Source organism: Fontisphaera persica (assembly GCF_024832785.1).
Taxonomy (GTDB): Bacteria; Verrucomicrobiota; Verrucomicrobiia; order Limisphaerales; family Fontisphaeraceae; genus Fontisphaera; species Fontisphaera persica.
On record NZ_CP116615.1, the window covers coordinates 112,267 to 132,300 of the forward strand.

Annotated in this window: 17 protein-coding genes and 1 other RNA gene; 6 read left to right on the forward strand and 12 right to left on the reverse strand. The window is 61.2% G+C overall.

The window, feature by feature from the left end; translation table 11 throughout:
• Positions 1–227: 227 nt before the first annotated feature.
• A complete protein-coding gene (locus tag NXS98_RS00480; protein ID WP_283846492.1) occupies positions 228–4,313 on the forward strand; it encodes an esterase-like activity of phytase family protein in 4,086 nt (1,361 codons plus the stop codon).
• A gap of 142 nt (positions 4,314–4,455) precedes the next feature.
• Here NXS98_RS00480 and NXS98_RS00485 read toward each other — a convergent pair whose 3' ends face one another.
• Both NXS98_RS00485 and NXS98_RS00490 read right to left on the reverse strand, forming a co-directional pair.
• The gene (locus NXS98_RS00485) at positions 4,456–6,204 is read right to left on the reverse strand and encodes a GspE/PulE family protein (protein ID WP_283846493.1); all 1,749 of its coding nucleotides are present in this window, start codon (positions 6,202–6,204) and stop codon (positions 4,456–4,458) included.
• Between the two features lie 15 nt (positions 6,205–6,219).
• Positions 6,220–7,044, reverse strand: coding sequence for a tetratricopeptide repeat protein (locus NXS98_RS00490; RefSeq protein ID WP_283846494.1), 825 nt, complete (start codon positions 7,042–7,044; stop codon positions 6,220–6,222).
• 171 nt (positions 7,045–7,215) lie between these two features.
• Here NXS98_RS00490 and NXS98_RS00495 point away from each other — a divergent pair, with 171 nt between their 5' ends.
• Together NXS98_RS00495 and NXS98_RS00500 are read left to right on the forward strand one after the other, a co-directional pair.
• Positions 7,216–7,812 carry a DUF4230 domain-containing protein gene (locus NXS98_RS00495; protein ID WP_283846495.1) on the forward strand — a complete coding sequence of 199 codons (597 nt, stop codon included), beginning with the start codon at positions 7,216–7,218 and terminating at the stop codon, positions 7,810–7,812.
• A 117-nt stretch (positions 7,813–7,929) separates the two neighbouring features.
• On the forward strand, positions 7,930–9,402 hold the full coding sequence (locus NXS98_RS00500) for a hypothetical protein (RefSeq protein WP_283846496.1): 1,473 nt from the start codon (positions 7,930–7,932) through the stop codon (positions 9,400–9,402).
• An 86-nt stretch (positions 9,403–9,488) separates the two neighbouring features.
• Here the strand turns inward: NXS98_RS00500 and ssrS are convergent.
• The 6 genes from ssrS to NXS98_RS00530 all read right to left on the reverse strand — a co-directional run bounded on the left by ssrS (position 9,489) and on the right by NXS98_RS00530 (position 14,915).
• Positions 9,489–9,677: non-coding RNA, 6S RNA (ssrS, locus tag NXS98_RS00505), on the reverse strand.
• Between the two features lie 214 nt (positions 9,678–9,891).
• A complete protein-coding gene (locus tag NXS98_RS00510) occupies positions 9,892–11,682 on the reverse strand; it encodes a PQQ-binding-like beta-propeller repeat protein (RefSeq protein WP_283846497.1) in 1,791 nt (596 codons plus the stop codon).
• Positions 11,675–12,952 carry a 4Fe-4S binding protein gene (locus NXS98_RS00515; RefSeq protein WP_283846498.1) on the reverse strand — a complete coding sequence of 426 codons (1,278 nt, stop codon included), beginning with the start codon at positions 12,950–12,952 and terminating at the stop codon, positions 11,675–11,677. Before NXS98_RS00515 ends, NXS98_RS00510 begins: the two co-directional genes overlap by 8 nt.
• 98 nt (positions 12,953–13,050) lie before the next feature.
• The gene (locus NXS98_RS00520) at positions 13,051–13,581 is read right to left on the reverse strand and encodes a 4Fe-4S dicluster domain-containing protein (RefSeq protein ID WP_283846499.1); all 531 of its coding nucleotides are present in this window, start codon (positions 13,579–13,581) and stop codon (positions 13,051–13,053) included.
• Between the two features lie 69 nt (positions 13,582–13,650).
• A complete protein-coding gene (locus NXS98_RS00525; RefSeq protein WP_283846500.1) occupies positions 13,651–14,697 on the reverse strand; it encodes a twin-arginine translocation signal domain-containing protein in 1,047 nt (348 codons plus the stop codon).
• Positions 14,694–14,915, reverse strand: a complete 222-nt coding sequence (locus tag NXS98_RS00530; protein WP_283846501.1) for a hypothetical protein — start codon at positions 14,913–14,915, stop codon at positions 14,694–14,696. The genes NXS98_RS00525 and NXS98_RS00530 overlap by 4 nt, the downstream gene beginning before the upstream one ends.
• Positions 14,916–15,121: 206 nt before the next feature.
• Here NXS98_RS00530 and ruvC point away from each other — a divergent pair, with 206 nt between their 5' ends.
• Genes ruvC through NXS98_RS00545 form a run of 3 tightly spaced genes read left to right on the forward strand, consistent with a single transcriptional unit; the run spans position 15,122 to position 17,048 of the window.
• On the forward strand, positions 15,122–15,733 hold the full coding sequence (gene ruvC, locus NXS98_RS00535; RefSeq protein ID WP_283846502.1) for a crossover junction endodeoxyribonuclease RuvC: 612 nt from the start codon (positions 15,122–15,124) through the stop codon (positions 15,731–15,733).
• A 2-nt stretch (positions 15,734–15,735) separates the two neighbouring features.
• A complete protein-coding gene (ruvA, locus tag NXS98_RS00540; protein ID WP_283846503.1) occupies positions 15,736–16,338 on the forward strand; it encodes a Holliday junction branch migration protein RuvA in 603 nt (200 codons plus the stop codon).
• A 5-nt stretch (positions 16,339–16,343) separates the two neighbouring features.
• The gene (locus NXS98_RS00545; RefSeq protein WP_283846504.1) at positions 16,344–17,048 is read left to right on the forward strand and encodes a lysophospholipid acyltransferase family protein; all 705 of its coding nucleotides are present in this window, start codon (positions 16,344–16,346) and stop codon (positions 17,046–17,048) included.
• Positions 17,049–17,051: 3 nt separating this feature from the next.
• On the opposite strand, the gene NXS98_RS00550 is transcribed toward NXS98_RS00545, so the two are convergent.
• From NXS98_RS00550 to NXS98_RS00565, 4 genes are read right to left on the reverse strand one after another with little or no spacing between them, the layout of a single operon-like run.
• On the reverse strand, positions 17,052–18,329 hold the full coding sequence (locus tag NXS98_RS00550) for a hypothetical protein (RefSeq protein ID WP_283846505.1): 1,278 nt from the start codon (positions 18,327–18,329) through the stop codon (positions 17,052–17,054).
• On the reverse strand, positions 18,326–19,390 hold the full coding sequence (locus NXS98_RS00555) for a class II aldolase/adducin family protein (protein ID WP_283846506.1): 1,065 nt from the start codon (positions 19,388–19,390) through the stop codon (positions 18,326–18,328). The genes NXS98_RS00550 and NXS98_RS00555 overlap by 4 nt, the downstream gene beginning before the upstream one ends.
• 12 nt (positions 19,391–19,402) lie before the next feature.
• Positions 19,403–19,726, reverse strand: a complete 324-nt coding sequence (locus tag NXS98_RS00560; RefSeq protein ID WP_283846507.1) for a EutN/CcmL family microcompartment protein — start codon at positions 19,724–19,726, stop codon at positions 19,403–19,405.
• The gene (locus NXS98_RS00565; RefSeq protein WP_283846508.1) at positions 19,723–20,028 is read right to left on the reverse strand and encodes a EutN/CcmL family microcompartment protein; all 306 of its coding nucleotides are present in this window, start codon (positions 20,026–20,028) and stop codon (positions 19,723–19,725) included. The genes NXS98_RS00560 and NXS98_RS00565 overlap by 4 nt, the downstream gene beginning before the upstream one ends.
• Between the last annotated feature and the right edge of the window lie 6 nt (positions 20,029–20,034).

The window sequence follows — 20,034 nt, forward strand, 5'->3', positions numbered from 1 at the left end:
GCCCGGAATGGGGACGCGCGCGCATTGGATTTGCCAACTGGATGTTGCAATTGGCGCGCTATTGCAAGGCCGCTTCCTGATACCGCTTTTCTCGTTATCACCTTCCTGTGACGCATTTGCCAATCCGTTGCCATGCACTTGAGAGAGTTTCGGCGCGTGGCGGATGAGCGGAAGCGTCCAGTCATCTGCCTTGCCCGAACATCCATAACCAAAGCGTGAAAATGACTATGAAACGCAGACTCATTCCCTGGCTCATGACATGGCTGGTGCTGGCGGCCCTGCCTTGCGCGGCACAGTTCACTGGTTTCACCAACCTCGGCCTGGTAGCCGTAGGCAGAGTACCAGGCGATGCGTTTGACGTGCGCGGCGCCGGACTGGACTCGCTGGGCGGCTTTGGTTCCGCCACCCATTTTGATTGGGGTTCGCTGGTGCAGGAAGGCCGGACGTTGCGCGGCACGTTGTATGCGCTGCCGGACCGTGGATTTGGCGATGGCACGCAGAACTACCTGACCCGCATTCTAACGTTCAGCCTGAGCATTACGCCCTACGAGGGGCCTGGCCCGGCGCCGCAGGACCAGATCTCCCTGGTGAACACGGGGCTGATTTTTTTAAGGTACGAAGGCACCAACCATTACACCGGCTTTGATGCCAACGACACCAATGTGATTACTCACCCCCAATCCGCGCCAAACAGCCTGGGGCAGGGGCGCCGCAGTCTGGATGGCGAAGGTCTGGTGCGACTGCCGGATGGGCGCTTCTACATCAGCGATGAATATGGGCCGTTCATCTATCGGTTTTCGGCGGAGGGCCAATACGAGATGCATTTTCAGATTCCACCTTCCTTGTTGCCAAAGGTGGGGCCGACGTTTCCGCGCACCAACTTTTTCACGGCGGTGACGGCGCCCACCAGCGGGCGGCGTAACAACCGCGGGCTGGAGGGATTGAGCATGACGCCGGACGGCAAACGTTTGTTTGCCATATTGCAAAGCCCCACCATTCAAGATGCCGGCGGCGGCACGGGCGGGCGCAACACGCGGGTGGTGGTGTTTGATGCTGAAGAGGGCTCGCCCACCTACGGACAGGCTTTGGCGATGTACATCTATACCCTCACGCTCAATGGCAGCGCCCAGACCAACCGGCATACGCCGGTCAGCGAAATCCTGGCGTTGAACCACAAAGAGTTTCTGGTGCTGGAACGCGACCAAATCGGCCAGGGATTGACCGGCACCAATGTTTTGACAGTGCCGACGTACAAGCGGGTGGTGCTGGCCTCGTTGGAGGGCGCCACCAATATCATTGATTCGCCCTACAACCTCGAGCTGGGCGCGCCCGGGCAGTTGTCCCTGCCGGCCAGCGGGTTGCCTTCCACCATCAAGCCGGTGGCGCGCATGGATTTGGTGGATTTGCTGGACGAGCAGCAATTGGGAAAATTTGGACTGAACGCGCGGGCGCCGCATGACACCAATACGATTCCAGAAAAAATCGAAAGCCTGACGCTGGTGCCCCTGTTGGAAGGCCAGCGCCCGGACGACTATCTGTTGCTTATCATCAGTGACAATGACTTCAAGGCGCCGGTGGTCTATCACAATGGCGAGGTGGTGGGGACCAATGAAGTGGGCATGGACACCCTGGCGCTGGCTTATCGGGTCACGCTGCCCACCTACGGGGCTGGCGCGCCGCCCAATCTGGCGCCGGGGGTGGTGTTGGCAGGCCCCACCAATGCGGTGCTGGCCGGGCCGGTGGCCTTCAAGCTCACCGCCAACGCTTATGACCAGGATGGCAAAATCATGCGTGTCGAGTTTTATCGAGGATTGGAAAAGGTGGCGGAAGATACTGCTTATCCTTTTGAGCTGGCAGTGAACTTGACCAATAACGGCATTTTTGCCGTGACGGCAGTGGCGTATGACCATAGCGGAGCCGCCGCCACCTCGGGGGTTTATCAGGTGGAAATGGTGACGAGTAACCTGCCCCCGCTGGTGGCGTTGCGCACCACGCCTTCGGTGGTTCCCACCAACGCGCCGGTGAACTTCACCTTGGTGGCTGATGTCCAGGATGTGGACGGGTGGATTTCTCGCGTGGTGTTTTACCGCAATGGCACCGCCGTGCGCACCAACACCGCGGCGCCCTATCAGACCAGCTATACCAATCATGCCCTGGGTGATTTCATTTATTGGGCGGTGGTCACCGATAACCTGGGTCTGAACACCACTTCCGCGCCGGTTTATATTACCGCGCGCAAAAACACCGCCTCCCCGCCGCTGACCGTGCAAATTCTGCATGGCAGCGATTTCGAGGCGAGTTTGAATGCCATTTTTGACGCGCCCGCCTTCAGCGCCGTGCTCAACGGGCTTAAGGCGCAGTATCCCACCAACACGCTGATTGTGTCGTCTGGGGACAACTACATTCCCGGTCCCTTCTTCAACGCTGCCGGGGATCCGGCTGCAGGCTTCAACGGGGTGGCCGGCCGGGGTGACATCGTCATGTTCAACGCGATGGGCTTCCAGGCTTCGGCATTTGGCAATCACGAGTTTGATGCCGGCACGCCGCAGGTGCGAAGCCTGATTCTGCGTGATGCGGCCGTGAATTACGCGGGGACCCTCTTCCCTTATCTCAGCGCCAATTTGAACTTTGCCACCGACAGCAGCATGGCCAGTCTGGTGGCGGCCGATGGGCAGCTCAACACGGCGCTCAGCAACCGGGTGGCGCGGTCTTGTGTGGTCATGGTGGGCGGGCAACTCATCGGCCTGGTGGGGGTGACCACGCCGGACCTGCGGGCGATATCCTCGCCGGGCAACATTCAGGTGGACACCAACCTGGTGGGGGCGGTGCAGGGGGCGGTGGACGCGCTGTTGCCGCTGGGGGTGAACAAGGTCATTGTGCTGGCCCACCTGCAGCAATACGCCAATGAATTTGCGCTGGCTCAACAACTGCGCGATGTGGACGTGGTCATTGCCGGCGGCTCCCACGCGGTCTTTGCCAAACCTGAAGACCGGTTGCGGCCGGGGGACGTGGCGGCCACCAATTACCCCGTGTGGTTTAACAGCACGCTGGGCCAGCCGGTGGCGGTGGTGAACGCCGGGGCCAACTACCGTTATGTGGGACGCTTCATTGTGCGATTCAATGAGGAGGGCGTCATTACGAGTTATGACCCGGCCAGCGGGGTGTATGCCACGGACGAACAGGGCATCGCCGCCACGGGCAATATGCCGCCGCATCCCACTGTATTAAATGTGGCGACCAATCTGGGAGCAATCATCAATGCCAAGGACGGTTTGTTCTTCGGACGCACGCTTGTCTATTTGAATGGCTTGCGGCAGTTTGTGCGGACGGAGGAGTCCAACCTGGGCAATTTGACCGCCGACGCCAACCTGTGGCGGGGGCGCATGGCGGATCCCACGGTTTCGATCTCGCTTAAAAACGGCGGCGGTATTCGGGATTCGATTGGGGCCGTGGTCGGCTATGGCGGCGGGGCGTTCTATGGCCCGCCTTTGGCCAATCCGACTGTGGGCAAGCCGGCCGGGGCGATTTCGCAGCTCGATATTGAGAATGCGCTGCGGTTCAACAATGGCCTGAGCTTGTTGACGCTGACGGCGCAACAATTGCGCGATACCATCGAGTGGTCCGTCGCCGCCACGGCGCCGGGCGCCACCCCGGGCCAGTTCCCGCAGGTCAGCGGCCTGTGGTTCAGCTATCAGCCCACCAACCCACCCATGACTTATACGCGCTCGGGCACGTTGATTACGGGCATCGCGCAGCCCGGCTCGCGCGTGCAAACCTTGGTGGCCCGGCGCGCCGACGGCACGCTGGATTTGGTGGTGGAGCAGGGGCAGTTGGTCGGGGATACCAACCGCACTTTCCGGATGGTCACGCTGGGCTTTCTGGCGGATGGCGGTGATTCGTACTATCCCCTGACGCAGGCCGCGGACCGGGTGGATTTGGCGCCGGCCAGCGGCAACACCTTTTTCACTGATGGCAGTGAACAATGGGCGCTGGCCGGTTATTTGACCAACATTCAGGTCTATGCCGCCGCGGATGTGGCGGGGGCCTGGGACCTGCGCATCCAAAACCTGGCACTCCGGAATGATACGGTCACCCACCCGCAAATCGTGGGGCTGACCCGCGGTCCCAGCGGTCCCATGGTGCGCGTGATGGCCCTGCCTGGATTCCACTATCGGGTGCAATACTCGACAGATTTGCGGCAATGGTTTGACCTGGGCCAGGCTGCGGAAGCAGGCGGAGGGCATTGGGAATACCAGGATGCGGCTGCTGTCACAGAGCGGCGCTTCTACAGGGTCTTGCGGGTACAACCTTGAGGTGGAGGGCGTGCCGGGGGGGCTGGGGCGAGGCAAGCCACGGGGTCAGGTGGTGAAGTGAAGGGGTGACGGGTGCACGGTAGGGCCGGGCGCGGGAGCCTGCCGTGCGCCTGACATTTTAATACCGGCCAGCGGGCTGGCCTTAATGACCGGCGGTAACGACGAGGGTTTGCTCGAGCGTGGAAATGCCGGCGCGGACTTTGTCCAAGGCCACCTGGCGGAGGCTGCGCATGCCTTGTTCCATGGCGACCTTGGCAATTTCCATGGAGCTGGCGCGTTTAATGATGAGTTTGCGGATTTCGTCCGTCACCGTCATGATTTCGATGATGGCGCAGCGGCCGGCGTAACCGGTGTTTTTACACCGGTCGCAACCGCGCCCGCGGAACAAATCCACCCCCGCAAAGAAGTCCGGTGCAATGCCCAAGTCCTGGAACATGCGCGGCGGGTATTCCACCTTTTCCTTGCAGACGTTGCAGATGCGCCGCATGAGGCGCTGGGCGCAGGAAAGGATGACCGCCGAAGAAATCAAGAAGGGCGCGATGCCCATGTCATCCAGACGCGCGATGGCGCCCGGGGCGTCGTTGCAGTGCATGGTGCTGAGGACCTGGTGGCCGGTGAGGGCGGCTTCCACGGCAATTTCAGCGGTTTCCTCGTCGCGGATTTCGCCAATCATCACGATATCCGGGTCCTGGCGCAGGATGGAGCGCAGCGCCGCGGCGAAGGTCAGGCCGATTTCCTTCTTCACCGGCACCTGGTTGATGCCGGGGATTTGAAATTCCACGGGGTCTTCCACCGTCACGATGTTGTAATCGGGATTGTTCAGCTCATTGAGGCAGGAATAGAGTGTGGTGGTTTTGCCGGAGCCGGTGGGGCCGGTGACCAGGATCAAGCCGTGGGGCGCGTCCACCGCGGCTTTGAGCCGCCGGTAGCTGTCCTCGTCCAGCCCGAGTTTGTCCATGCTGGCGGAGAGGTTGGACTTGTCGAGCACGCGGAGCACGCACTTTTCGCCGTGCACGGTGGGAAGGAAGGAGACGCGCAGGTCAATGTCCCGGCCGCCCACCTTGACGCGCATGCGGCCGTCCTGGGGCAGGCGGCGCTCGGCGATGTCAAGGTTGCTCATGATTTTGATGCGCGAGGTGAGCGGAATCTGCATCGCCTTGGCGATGGGCGGCTGCTCGATGAGCGCGCCATCAATCCGATAGCGCAGCTTCACCATTTTCTCGAAAGGCTCGATGTGAATGTCGCTGACGCGGTCTTTGATGGCCTGCACTAGAATGATGTTGGCCAGCTTGATGACCGGGGCTTCGCTGCCTGATTCGGCCATCTGGTCCAGCGAGATTTCCTCCTGGGTTTCCTTGGCGACTTCGAGGCTCTCGGCGTCTTCGGTAACTTCCGCCTCGGCGGCTTCGGCGGTTTGGGAGACAATTTCGGCCAGGGTGGCGCCCTTGCCGGACTCGATGGCCGCGATTTTGTCCAGAATGGCCTTCTCCGGCGCAATCAGCGGGGCCACCTCCATTTTGGTGACGCGCTTGACATCGTCCTTGGCCAGCACATTGAGCGGGTCGGCCATGGCCAGGTAGAGCTTGTTGCCCAGGCGGGAAACCGGCACCACCTTGTGGTTGCGGGCCATGTCCACCGGCACCAGGTCGGCCACGTCCCTTTCGATGCCTACGCGCGCCAGATTCACCGGCGGGGTGTTCAACACGCGTCCCATGCAGACGACGAGGTCCTGGTCGGTGACCAGTTTTTCGTCAATGACGAGGTTCAGGAAGCGTTTGCCCTCTTTCTTCTGTTTGGCCAGCAGCTCGTCCACCTGCGCGCTGGTCAGCAGGCCATCTTCAATCATGGCATCTGCGATGCGTTCGCCAAAGGGCTTGTTGACCGGAGGCATAGGCGGTTTGCGAGGTTATTTGAAAATCTTCTTGATGACGCGGATGAGTTCCTGGGGTGGGGAAATGTACCAGATGATGCGGTCTTTGTCCTTGCTGGCCTCGGTGATTTCCTTGGCCGCCTGTTTGTTGAAGGGATTACAGGTGGCCACCATCAGCGATTTGCTCATGCGGTCAATGGGCAGCACGCACCAGCGCTGGCAGGTGTCGCGCGGGAATTTACGGGCCAGCTCCACGTCCACGTCATAGCGGTCCAGGGGCAGAAAGGCCACGCCGGATTTGTCACAGAGAAGGCGCATGGATTTGTCCAGCGGGAGGATATTTTTGTCGTGGAGCACCTGAAGGAAAGGGTCCACGATTTTGCCGGGGGCGGGCGGGGGAGTGACCCAGCAAAGTTCGAAGTCGCCCGCCGTGATGTGCTTGCCTTCCACAAAGAGCTTGTGCATCAGGTCCCGGCCATCGTCCACCTTGACCTCAGCCCCTGGTCTGGCCGTTGCGGAGGGGCGGGCGGCTTCGGCCTCCAGCGGCATCGGGCTGGCGGTCATGCTGGCGGCCTTGTTTTCGATTTCGGCCAGCGCTCGGCGCACGTCCGGGTCATCCGGGTATTGCTGGAGGATGGTCTCGTATTCGAGAATCGCGGAAGAGAGCTGGCCCAGTTGCATGTAGGCCTCGGCAATGCGCTTGGCGGTGTTGACCGCCTCTTTGGCCCGGCCCAGTTTGGAATACGCCTCTTTCAGGATTTCCAGAGACTGGTAATCATGCGGCTGGGACTGCGTGATGACCTCGAACATTTCGATGGTCTGCAGCAGTTGGGTCTCTTCGCTGGGTGTCAATCCATTCATGACCACTGGCACATGCCCACGCCGGCGCAGAACGGTTGCTTGCCACCGTCCTGCGCCATCCTCGGCGTGCTTGACACCCAGCAATCTAACGGTTTAAGGCCGGATGCGCAACTGTTTTGCCGGATTCCTTTTTTCTCCACCCTCCCTGCGGGGATGAGTTAGATTGGGGACATGTGGAAAACGCGCTTCATCATCGCGGGATTGGTGCTGGTGATTCTATCCATGTTCTTATTGGTGGCGGGATTGCTGATGGTCCGCTGGTACCAGCAGGGACAGCGCCCTGTGCCGCGCAACACCGCTGTTTTCCTGCGCAACATTCAGACCCTGAACCATTTGGTGACCGTGGAGCAACGCCTGGAAAAAGTGGTGGTGCTGGAGGATCCGCCCACGGGCAAACTGGCCTTGCTGGCCGGTGACAATCGGGTGATTTTGGTGGCGCATGGGGTGGTCAAAGCAGGGGTGGATTTATCGCAGATTACCGAAAAAGACATGAAATGGCGCGGTACCAATCTGATTTTGCGTCTGCCTTCCAGTCAAATTACGGACGTTTATCTGGATGAACAACGCACACAATTGATTGAGCATAAAACCGGTTTTCTCCGGAGATTCGACGCACAACTGCCGGAGTTGGCCCGCCAGCAAGCTCTGCATGACATGCGCCGCGCGGCCCGGGAATACGGCATATTAGCAGAGGCTGATCAACGTGCCCGGGCAAGCCTTCAGAAATTCCTCGAGCCCATGGGCATTTCGGTTCAGTTTGGGGAATGATTCAGGTTTGGGAAAGGGGGGCGGCCCCCTGGACGGTGGCTGAGCTCGGGGGCAGGCATCACCTTGAGTTACATGGTGGATTGCGTCCTGGGCGTTGGGCCGTTACATTGGGGCGATATGGCGTTCATTTGCCGCATTGCTTTGGCCTTCTGCCTCCTGGGGTGGGTAGTGGGGTCTGTCCGGGGGCAGGCGGCTGCTGCCATTCCGGGCACTCTGCAGGGCGACCAGGATTTATTGGAATTTCTCAGTGGCGATGTATTGCGGGGGCGCCTCCTTGGCATGGACACCAACGGCCTGCGATGGCAGCACGCCTCCCATGAACCAGTTTTAACCATCAAACCTCAGGGGGTGTACAAAGTGCGTCTCGCCCGGACCCAGCCTCTCCCCGTCCACCGTTCTGATGCCATGGTGCGGCTGGTCAATGGCGATGAAATCCGTGGTGAATTGCGCGAGATGGATGAGCGCATGGTGGTGTTGCGCACGTGGTACGCAGGGGACCTGCGGCTGCAACGGCAGGGGCTGGCTTCGCTGCAAACCGGGCTTTCCCGTTACCAGGTCCTATATGAAGGCCCCGACGGTCTGGAAGGCTGGACCAATCAAAGCGGGGTGCGCACCGATTTTATCAATGGTGGCTGGGCAGCGGCCTTCACCAGCCCGCAAGCCCGTTTCATGGTCAACGGCTGGCACTATTACAATGGCGCGTTTTATGGGATTAACGCCGGATTCCTGGGGCGCCAGCTTGATTTGCCGCCGGTATCGTGCATTGAATTCGACCTTGCCTGGCAGGGCTCTTTTTATTTGACGGTCTGGTTTTACACCGACCGCATTGGGTCTCCTGACGGCAACGCCTACATGCTGCAGGTTTCGCCCCGCAACGTGCAGCTTGCCCGGGCCACCCGCACCGGCAACAACATGCCTTTGGGTACGACCGAACTGCCTGAGGGTATCCGGAGCGTCCGCCTGGCCATCCGGACCGATGTTCCCAATAAAACCATCGCCGTTTATGCCAATGACGTGCTCCTGCGCCAGTGGCTCGATATTTCCAGCCTGGATGGCTTGGGGCGTGGTCTGGGATTTCACCTGGGCGGCATGGCCCAACAGGTGCGCCTCAGCAACCTGCGGGTGACGACCTGGGACGGCCAGATTGACCGTCTGCCGGAGGTGCTGCCGGCTGCCGGGCAGGAAGTCATCCGCCTGCTCAACAAGGACCGCATCGCCGGCCGGGTGAAGGGACTGCGTGAGGGCGTGCTTCTGGTCCAGGCTGATTTTGGAGAATTGCCTCTGCCGCTGGAACGGGTGGCCGGGATTGATTTTGCCGCGCCGGTGGTCTCAAACCTGCCCCCAGCCCAAGCCGAGGCCAGCCTGGTAAGGGCTTTTCTGCACGGAGGGGGGCGTTTGACGATGCGCGTGGAAGGTTGGGCAGAGCGCCAATTGACGGCCTCCGGGCCATATTTTGACCGGACGACGTTTCAATCCGCCATGTTTCAGAGTCTGCAATTCAATTTGGAACGAAACCGCGTGGACATGGACTTTTTTGATGCACCGCCCCGATTCCCGCTTTCTCCGGAGATATTATTGGATGGTTATTAAGTGCGCTCGCTGATGGGGCCATGGGGTTTTCCAAGGGTTTCCCCAACGGCACAGGTGATGAATTGGGGCGCCTGCATCAGGGCAAAAAAAACCCCGCCCTGGCCGTGTGTAACAGTTCCTTTGAACTGCTCAAGAACAAGTGGAACCCGATCGCGGCCATTCGACTACCAGTTCACGGGTGAAAGGCTTGTCGGCAGGCAGCGAAATAGAGGCTCCTTTTTGAGGATTTTACGGTTCAAGGACTTTGTTCCTAATCACGCACCGGGCAGGGAAATTTATCAAAAATTTCCAGCCTCATTCAGGCTGTCAAAGAGCACTCAGCAAGACCCTGTTTGCCCGTTCCTGCTGACACTTTTAGCATCGGCTTTTCGCGCGAAAATCTCAAGCTCAAAAAGCAATTTTTTTTGGGGTTTTTGGGTGAAAAATAGGTGTCCGCAAATCGAAAAAGCTTGATTTTTTCGAAGGACCGTGATGGGGGGCGGGAATGGGTTATGGCGCCTTTTGGCCGAGGCAATACAACTGGTTTCGGCCCCGAAGGTAGATGCGGCCCTCCATCAAGGCCGGCGTGGCGAAGACCAAATCAGAGAGTTTGTTCCGGCCCAGCTCTTGAAACTTTGGCCCGGCGGCGGCCAGGATGGTCACGCCGTTTTCGCCAAAGAGATAGAGTTTTCCGGCGGCGAGGGCAGGCGAGGCTTTGAATTCCATTTCCAATTCGTGCTCGTACTGCCTTTTGCCGGTGGCCAGCTCGTACACGGTCAGGATGCCGGAGCTGGTGAGCAGATAGACGTATTTGCCGTCGCTGAGCGGGCTGCAAATGTCAGGTATGCCATCGAGTTGCTTCCACAGAACGTGGGTTTTGGTGACATCGCCGGTGCCATCAGGTTTGGTGGCCACCAATTCTTCATTGGCCGTGATGACCAGTCCGCCGGCGACAATGGGGGAGGGCGTGACTTCGCCGTGGCATACCTGCGCCCGCCACACTTCGGCGCCGGTGTCGGGGTCATACGTCATCAGCCACGGGTTGCCGGTGGCCACCAGCAGCGTGCGGTTGCCCGCAGAGGCCACCACGGGGGTGGACCAGCTTGCGCCCACTGGCCGCGGGGCGGTTTTCCAGACTTCCGCTCCGGTGGCGGTATTAAAGGCGTAGATGACCGACTTGCCCGCTTCTTCGTCAGCCTGGTCCCATTGCACAATCAACAGGTTTTTGTAGAGTTCCAACGAGGCGGAGTGGCCGTATTGATTATCCGGTTTGCCCAGGCTTTTTTGCCACACCGGTTGTCCTTGGAAATCGAAGGCGGCCAAATCGCCGGTTTCGAAAATGGCAAAGACCCGCCGGCCATCGGTGGCGCAAGTCGAGGTGGCATAGAAACGGCCTTCCTCGTCTTCCGGCGGCAGGCGTTTGCCGGGCTTGCCCACCGGACGTTGCCAGAGGAGCTTGCCGGTGTCTGCGTCCACGCAAAAAACTTCCCGCTGGCCGGAGTTTCCACCGGTCATGAACACGCGATTGCTCCAAACCACCGGCGAATTGGGACTGCCATAGGGCAGGGGCGTTTTCCACAGGATGCCTTCGCTACTTTCGCCGTCCCAGCGCACTGGCACATTGGTATAGGGGGAAACGCCAGCCCCTTCCGGCCCCCGGAAACGCGGCCAGTGGCGGGCCATTTCTTCGCGGCTGGGAAACGAGGCATCCACGGCGGGAGCAGGAGAAATTTGTGCCTTGGCAGGCGCCGCCTGTTTCGCCAATACGACATCCAAGTCGCTGTGCGCGGATTTAACCGCCCAGACGGCGAGGCCCGCTCCCAGCACGGCGACGGCCGTGACCGCCAGCCGGGAGAGGCGGGCGTCGCGCTCAAATAAATCTGGCCGCACCACATATTTGCCCGGTCGCGGGAGGCGGCGGCGCCAGGTGGCAAAATGCAGCGCCGGCAGGAGCACCAGCACGCCCCCCAGCAGCAGCCACCCACTGCGCTGGACGCGGGCAAGATGGCGAAAATAAGCGGCGCGCAGCTCCAAGTCCAGCTCCCGGATTTGTTGCTTGAGATTTTCATCTGTGGGTTTTTGGACCAGGGCCGCCTTGAGAGCCACCAGGCGGGGGTGGTCCACGGGATTCACCTGGCGACTTTGGAAATAACTGAAAATCAGCGCCACGGCGAGGACGGCGCAGTAAATGCCTGCCACCCATGCCGTTCGCCGCGCGGGTTCTTTCCAAGGATGCTCATCGCCGGGCGCCGGGGTTTTGGCGGGCAACGGCGGGAGTTTGGGGGCAGGTTGGTCAGGCATTTTTAGTCACAGATGCGCCCGCCGGGGCGGCGCTCAAGGGGATGGTTTTGGCCCGCTGCTCGCGTTTGATGCGGGCTTGTTCATTGGGGCAATGCGTATAACACCGGGCACAGGCCACACACTGGCCCGGGTCTGGTTCAAAGGAGCACCGGCGGCGGTCAAATTGCACCAAGCTCAATAATTTGACGCCCAAAACCAAGCCTGCCAATGCGCCCCAGAGCATGCCGCCCACGGTGAAACGTTGCCGGATGCGCAGGGCCTGAGCGTACAATTCTTCCGCCGGTTTGCCGGAATCGTGAAACACTTTGCTGGCATCAGTCATTTGCCAGGCCTTGCCGGTGGCTTCGGCGGCTACTTGCTCCGCCAGGGCCACGGTGGGGTTCAATTTGGAGAATGGCACGGCCAATTGCCGCCCCAGCCAGCCACCGCCCAGGACGAGCAGCACTGCCAGGCCGCCAAAGACCAGCCGCCGCTGCCAAAGTTGTTGCGGGGTGGGCGTGGGCAGGAGGCCGGTAGGCTCCCGGATGGCTCCGTAGGGGCAGGCTACATCGCACAACTGGCAGTGCACGCAGTCGTCCGGCAGCAAGGTGACGTTGTGCCGGGACACCCGGCTGCACAAACTGAGCAGCGCGCCGTAGGGACAGAGGAAGCGGCAGTAGGGCCGGCCAATCATGGTGCCCAATAACAGAAACACCCCGCCCAGCGCCACCATGGCGAAAGCTCCGCTCCGGCGGTACAACGAAACAAAGGGGTCGTATTGACAGAACAAAAAGGCGCTGCCGGTGGCGGCAAAGAGGATGCCCGCGCCCAGATAAATAAAGGGAATGACGCTCAGGCCATGCTCCAGCCATGGGGGCAGGGTCCTGGGCTTGACCACTACCAATTCCTGGATGGCGCCCAGGGGACAGACGGCCGCGCAAAACACCCGCCCGAAAAACAGGGCAAACACCAGCGGCAGCAGGAAAAACGCCAGGACCGACCAGGGCAGGGTGTAGTGGGAGTTGAACAAAGCCAGGGCGACATCCTGGGTTGAACCCACGCTGCAGATGCAGCCCTTGCGATAAAAGCCGAAATAGGCTACCGAAAAGACGGTAAGCCAGAACACGTGCTTGCGGGAGCGCAGTTTTAATACGAAATACGCCGCCAGGGCCAGGGCCGCCAGCAACACGGCCACATCCACATACTGCATCAAGTCCGCCCGCGGCGGCGGCGCGGTGGTGGGGGGGAAGGTGTAACCTGATTCAAAATCCGGCGGGGGGAAACGTTCCACGGCCCAGAGCAGGCCACCCGCCAACAAGACAGCCGCTCCCGTTGCCAGGGCCAGCCGCCAGATTCCTGATATTGCCCCGTGCCTTGCCACCCTTGACCTCATGCGTGATGTTCCCTGGATTTAAATTTGTAAGGCTGGTCGGCGGGCACGCGGGAGATGGCCTGCGCGGGACAAACTACCGCAATCGAGCACTCATTGCAGTTCACGCAACGGTCATGACGGATTTGCAGGTGGAAGGAACCATTGCCAAAAAGCGTGCAGCCTTTGACGCATTTGGCGCAACCGATGCACAGCTCTTCCTCGATGGAATACTCGAAATACGGGTCTTCCAGCGCGCGGCGTTTGATGGCGCCGGTGGGGCAGAGCTGGTTTTCCGCCGCGGTGTTGAGGGCATTAGGCTCCGGCTCGAAGTACCCCGTGCACAGCTTGCAGTAGCCGCACATGGGATAGATTTGCACGCATTTGACGGCGGAGGGTTGCAGGACGCAGGCGGTGGCGCAGAGACCGCACCAGGAGCATTTATACGGGTCAATCTGCCAGACGGTGTGGGAGGCGCCGGTCTTCAAAGCGATGCCCCCCACCAGCACTCCCAAGCCGGCCATGGCTGCCGTGCGGGCGGTTTCCCGCAAAAATTGACGCCGGGCTACGCCTGGGGGCGGAGAAGCAGGTGACGTTTTGGCGGGACAGCTCATACCTTCTTACGTTGTGGCTGCCGGTTTTTTGGGGACCATGATGCGCAAGGTGTTGCTTGCCTGGTCCAGCACCAGCACGCGGCCCTGGCGGTCCGTGGCGGCGTCCACCCCGGCCATCGAGCCATCCCATTTATTGAACACCGCGCCGGTGCGCAGTCCCTCCGGGAAGGATTCCGGTCCGACCACCACGCCTTCAAACTCGCCTTTGGCGCTGTAACGTTTTACCCGCGGGATGCCTTTCTCGCAGGTAATGCATCGGCCATCCGAGAGCATGGCGATATTGATGGGGTTGCAGCAGCCACAGAAGCCCTCCACGCCCATGCTGGTTTTGCCCCACGAACCAACCAAACTGCCGTCAAAGGTGTAGGTTTCCACCAAATGCCGCCCCGGATTGGTCACCCGCAGCAGGCCGTCGGGGGCCACTTCGACATCCAGGAAGGGACTGGGCACGATGAGGCCGGGGATTTTTCGGCTGGTGTCTTTTTCGCCGAGGCGCCCCAGCAGCCGCCCGGATTTGTCATAGCGCAACACCACGCGGTTGCGGGCATCGGCCGCAAAAACGTCCTTTTCTGCGACTGCAATGCCGGTGAACCAGGTGTTGGCGGCGGGGATGTTCCATGGCTCGCGTCGGCGGCCTTGGGGATCAAAAACTTCCACGTGGTCTTTGACGGCCACATACACGGTGCCGTCGGCGTCCACCGCCAGGGCGCGGATGACATCCAAGGCCTGGATTTCCCGCAATTTTTCCAACCCGGAGGTGAAGATGAGCAAGGTTTTGCCGGCACTGACCCAAATTTGATTCTCAGGCCCTACGGCGACGCGCCGACCATCTGAAACGGGCAGGCGGAGCGTGCCGTGGGTGTCGTACAAGAGATGCTTGGGGTCGGTTTTGAACAGATGGTCCACCTTGTACTCGTAGGGATTGCTGCGGGACGGTGGGGCCGGCGCGGCGCCCACGGTGGCGGTGGCGGCGCTCCCCGCCAGAGCGCCCAGGAATCCCCGGCGGGTGAGGGCAATGGCGGACTCATGGGGCTGAGGAGGTGGCTGTTTCATGGCAGGCGGTTGGGTTGCAGGCGCCGGTAATCATCCGCCGATGGCAGGGTACATTTCGGCAATAAGGCGCATCCCCCGCAAACGCCGCCTTTGGCGCAGGTCTGCCCGCGCACCACCAGCGTCAGCCCTGCCGCAGTCAATGCGCCCAGCAACCCCCGGCGCAACCAGCGCTGCAGGAATTGGCGGCGGTCAAGCATGTTAAGGTCCCGGTCGCTCATGGCAGTTTGCCATATCGGCGCCAGTTTACTTCAAAGATACTATAAATTACCAGCACATTAGACGCCAGCCCACTGGCGAATCATCAATTTTTGCTCCAGGTCAAAAAGCACGTACGGCCCTCTATGCTCGGCTCCGGCATCGGCTCATGCTTCTCCGAGATATTTTGTGTTTTTTCAGGGCACGGTTTTTGGCAGACTGAAGCGGCATGGGCATCAAACCCGAACAACTCTCCCGCATGATGGAGCGTCTCCAGCGGCCTCGGAAAAAACCGGAGCCGGTGGTGGCGGCCACGGTGGCGGCCCCGCGCAGCCGTGAGGGGTTGGTGGTGTTGGGGGTTGACCCGTCCCTGCGCGGCACGGGTTATGGCATAGTGCGGAGTGGTAAAAACGGCCCGGCCATGGTGGCCCATGGCACCATCCGTTGCGGGGCGGCATGGCCGATGACCCGCTGCCTGGGGCACATAGCGCAAACCCTGCGGCAGGTGGTGGAAGAGACCCGGCCGGCGGTGGGGGTGGTGGAGGGCTTGTTTTACGCCCAGAATCTGCGCACCGCCATCGTCATGGGCCAGGCGCGCGGGGCCAGTCTGGCCGTGATGGCCGAGGCGGGGCTGGAGGTGTACGAAATGGCGCCGCGCAAGGTGAAGCAGGCCATTGTGGGATATGGCGCCGCGCAAAAGGAAGCGGTGGCTCGCATGGTGCAGCGCATGTTGCGGCTGGCCGAGCTGCCCGCGCCCGATGCCGCCGATGCCCTGGCGCTGGCGCTGGCCTATTTGCAGGAGACTGGCCGTTATCTGGTCGCCGGCCCGAAACAGATTTGAGTATGATTACCTTTTTACGTGGCACGCTGGTGGAATCCCTGCCCACGCAGGCGATTGTGGAGGTGCAGGGGGTGGGTTATGAGGTCTTAATCCCGCTCTCCTCCTACGACAAACTGCCGCCGCCGGGAAAGGAAGTGAAACTGTTGACGCATCTGCTGGTGCGCGAGGATGCGCATGTGCTCTACGGTTTCATGACCATCGCCGAGCGGGAGCTGTTTCGCCTGTTGATAGAGACGGTGAGCGGCATCGGCCCCAAGACCGCCTTGAATGTGCTGAGCGGGATGAGCGTGGCTGCCTTCCGGGGCGCGGTGGCCAATGGGGACATCAAGGCCCTGGCGCAAATCAGCGGCGTGGGCAAGAAAACCGCCGAGCGCATCGTGGTGGAATTGCGGGACAAGGTGGGCGCGGCCGGCGCCTGGGAGGCGAGCAGCGAAGCGCGGGGCCTCTCGCCGGAGGACCAGCGGGTGAATGACGCTGTGTTGGCGCTGCTGGCGCTGGGATTCAAACAAATCGAGGCCCATGACGCCGTGCGGGCCGCGCAAGCCATGCTGGGCACTTCGGCCACGGTGGAGGAGCTGGTGCGCGCCTGTTTGAAAAAAGGTTGAGTTCCTTGGCCACTTTTCGACAACGCCCGCTGCGTTCAGGAGTGGTGGTTCCGCACACTGTGGAATGGCATGGGCGGCTTGGCGCCCGATTGCTATTCTGGCTGGTGCAGGGATGCGGCGCCACCTGGCGGGTGGAGGCCGAGGACCGCTCGGGGTTGTTGCGCATGGCGGGAGGAGCGCGGCCGCCGGTGATATTTTGCCTTTGGCATAATCGCCTCGCGGTGGCGTTGCGCATGCAGCAGGTCATTTTGGAGCGGCGGGGCCTGGCCAAGCCCATGGCGGCCATGGTCAGCGCGAGCAAGGACGGCGGCCTGCTGGCACGCGTGCTGGAACTGGCCGGCATTCAGCCGGTCCGCGGCTCCAGCAGTCGGCGGGGGCCGCAGGCGCTGCTGGAACTGAAAACGTGGGCGGAGCGCGGCTATGATTTGGCCATAACGCCTGATGGCCCCCGCGGTCCGCGGTGTGTGGTGCAGGATGGCGCGGTTGCGCTGGGCCAAATCACCGGCCTGCCCATCATTCCGGTTAATGTGCTGGTGGGGTGGAAGTGGACGGTGAACAGTTGGGACCGTTTTCAAGTACCCCTGCCCTTTTCCCGCTGCCATGTGCGTTTGGGCGAGCCGGTGGTTGTACCGGAAGACGCGAGTGATGCCCTGCGCGAGGAATTGCGGCAGACCCTTGAGAAACGCCTGCGGGAGTTGGCGCCGGATTGAGATTTACCCGAAGCGGCGCGTCAACCGCCATTGGTGGTAGGCGCGGCGCTGGGCGGGCGACATGGCTTCAAAGTTGGGCGCGCCGTTGGGGAAAGTGGGCCATGCCGTGGGACTGGCCTGCGGGGCAGGGGAGGAGGCGGGGGCGGTGGCGCTGCTGGCCAGGGGATTATTTTGGATGGGAACGGTGGCGCGGCGGGCGGCGGTGCCATCGTATTGCATGCTCTGGTCGGTCAGCTCGAGGTCTTTTTCCAGCGGCAGTTTGGGTTTGATGCCCTTCGCCTGCAACACCCCATGATACGCTCGCACGGCTTCCTCCGGGGAAATGCGCCCATCGGTAATCAGCCGGAGCATTTCAATGAAGGCGAGCTGATGTTCGGCGTTGTTGATTTTGCGTCCAAACAAGGCCACCCGCGCCCCGTATTTTTGGGCGTCATGAATCAGCTTGAAAGCATCATAGGTGGTGCCGGCGCTGCCGCCCAGAATGCCAATCACCAGATTGGGGTCATACTGGGCCAGCTCCTCCAAGGCCCGCGGTCCGTGATAGACGATTTTCAAAAAGAGCGGGCGCCCGGCTTCGGTGACCCCCGCCAAAGTGCGCAGTATTTGGTCATTGATGAATTCGCCCAGTTTTTCCGGGGGGATGCCGCTGGCGACGTTGGGGTCGAAAACCTCGAGGAAATAGCGGAATTTTTTGCGTTCGGCCTCCTCGCGGAAGGCCTTGAACCAGAGCAGTGTTTCGCGGTCCTGTTCCAGATTGTTGACGAAGGTCAGGGAATACAGTCCTAAATTGGCGCCGGGGAACTCGGAAACGCCGTCCCGTTCGCATTCAATTTTGCCGCATTGGATGTGGTCAATGGTGGCGCTGCGAAAGGGCTGGGCCGGTTCACGGGTATAACAGCCATGGCGCACCACCCAGATATCCGTGGTGTCATTGGCCCGCGCCGCGGGGGTGACGGTGGAGTTTTTGAAGAGGCCTTCCTTGATGGTAAGCTGCTCGTTGACGTAGGCGCTCATGAGCATGATGTCCACCACGCCCTGGTGCACCACTTCGCGGATGACATCCAGAAACTCCGGCAGGTTGCGGTATCCGAATTCCTCGCGGGTCCAGACTTCCGGGGAAAACCGTGCCGGGCGTTCACCGCGGGCGCTCAAATAGTAGCGGGGCCCGGGCGCGCGCACGCCGAAGGCCATATCGGCGTCCTTGGCATCGGCCAGGATGAAGGCCCGGGAGCGGGGGTTGGCCTTGATTTCAGCCAGTTTGGCGTCGAGCGAGCGCATCATTTCAACTGGCTCATGATTTGGTCGGTAATGGCCTGGACCAGGGCCTCGGCCTGGGGGTCGGGGGCGGGGCCGGCGGCGTCGGCCTTGGGGGGGACCATGCAGGTCACGCCGGGCCGCCATTCGCTGTTGTCGCAAAGCTCACACTCTTTCAAGCCCACGCGGGCATCGGGAATGCCGAGGGTGGATTTGATTTTCAAAATGTCCTGCAGGTACTTCGGCTCGAAGGTTTTCAACGGCACGCCCAGGTGGGTGCCGATGACGATGGTGTTGCAATAGGCTTCGAGGATTTCCATTTTGAAATAGGCGTCTTCCACATCCACATGGCTCCAGGAGACGGCGCCATGGTTGCCCATTAAAATGGTGTTGTGTTGGTCCACCAGGTCCGCCACGAGCTTGCCCATTTCCGGCGTGCCTGGGGTGCGGTACTCGGCCACCGGCACGGTGCCAATCATGACCTCGATTTCCGGAATCATGCAGGTGGGCGGGGAGAGGTTGGCGACGGCAAACGCCGTGGCGGCGGGCGGGTGGCAGTGCACGGTGGCCACGGCGCGGGGCTGGCGTTTCATGATTTGCAGATGCATCAGGATTTCGCTGGTGCGCTTCTTCTCCCCCAGGAGCTGGTTGCCCTCCAAATCCACCAGGCAGATATCGGAGGGTTTCATGAAACCCTTGGAGACGAGGGTGGGGGTGCACAAGGCAATGTCTTCGCCGACGCGAATGGCAATGTTGCCGCCGTTGCCGTCCACATAATTGCGCTGCCACATGCGCCGCCCGATGTCGCAAATCTTCTCCTTGAGCGCGTGAATTTCGGGCGAGTTGAAAAAGGCCTCCAGTTCGGCCTTGGGGCTTTTGGAGGTGGGCGGTTTGGCGGGAGCTGCCGGACGGGCGGGGGAGGTGCTGCCGCCAGCGGCCGGGGCTTTGCGCAGGCCGCCGTTGTCTTCCAGGTCGCGCAGGAAATCGCGGGCGGAGGGCGTCAGGATGACATCGGGAGGCAGTTGGGTCGGGTCCTGGCCCCGGCGCAGCATTTCTTCAAGGTCACGGACGCTGATGACGTTTTTCATAAAGGGTTCCGGCTAGACTTTCGGTGCTTCCGGCGTTTCCGCCGGGTGATAAAACATTTTGTCCACCAGGGCGGCGCAGATGGCGTCAATGGGAGTGGGCTGGGGAAACGGTACTGCGGCTTCGCGGCCCTCGACAAAGCCAATGACCTGTCCCACGCCGCCGCCCAGGGCGTCATAAGCCACGAGGCTGGGTTCTTTGCTCAGGGTGATGTCGGCCTCCAAACCCTGGCGATACTGCTCCCGCCCCAAGGGGTTCACAATCAGCCAGCGCGCGCCGGTCAGGCTGGGCACCGCCTGGCTGAGCGTGACTCGTCCGATGACACGTCCCAATCTCATGTGTTCAAGGTCAATTCCGGTTCGTCCACAATGCCGATAATCATCCAGCGGGCGGGGCTGTTTTCATCGCCCACCGCCACGCGGGCGGCGGCGCCATCGGAGGAGATGATGACCCGCTGATGCATGCCCGCGCCCCAGGGGTCCAGGGCGATTTGGGGCACGCCCTCTGGCTGTCCGTGGGCGTCAATGGGCTGGCAAATCATCAGCCGCCATCCCTCGAAACTGGGATGTTTGCGCACGGCAATCACACTGCCTTCTATGCGGGCGAGGAGCATGAAACAACGGCCGTTAATCGTATCCACGAAACA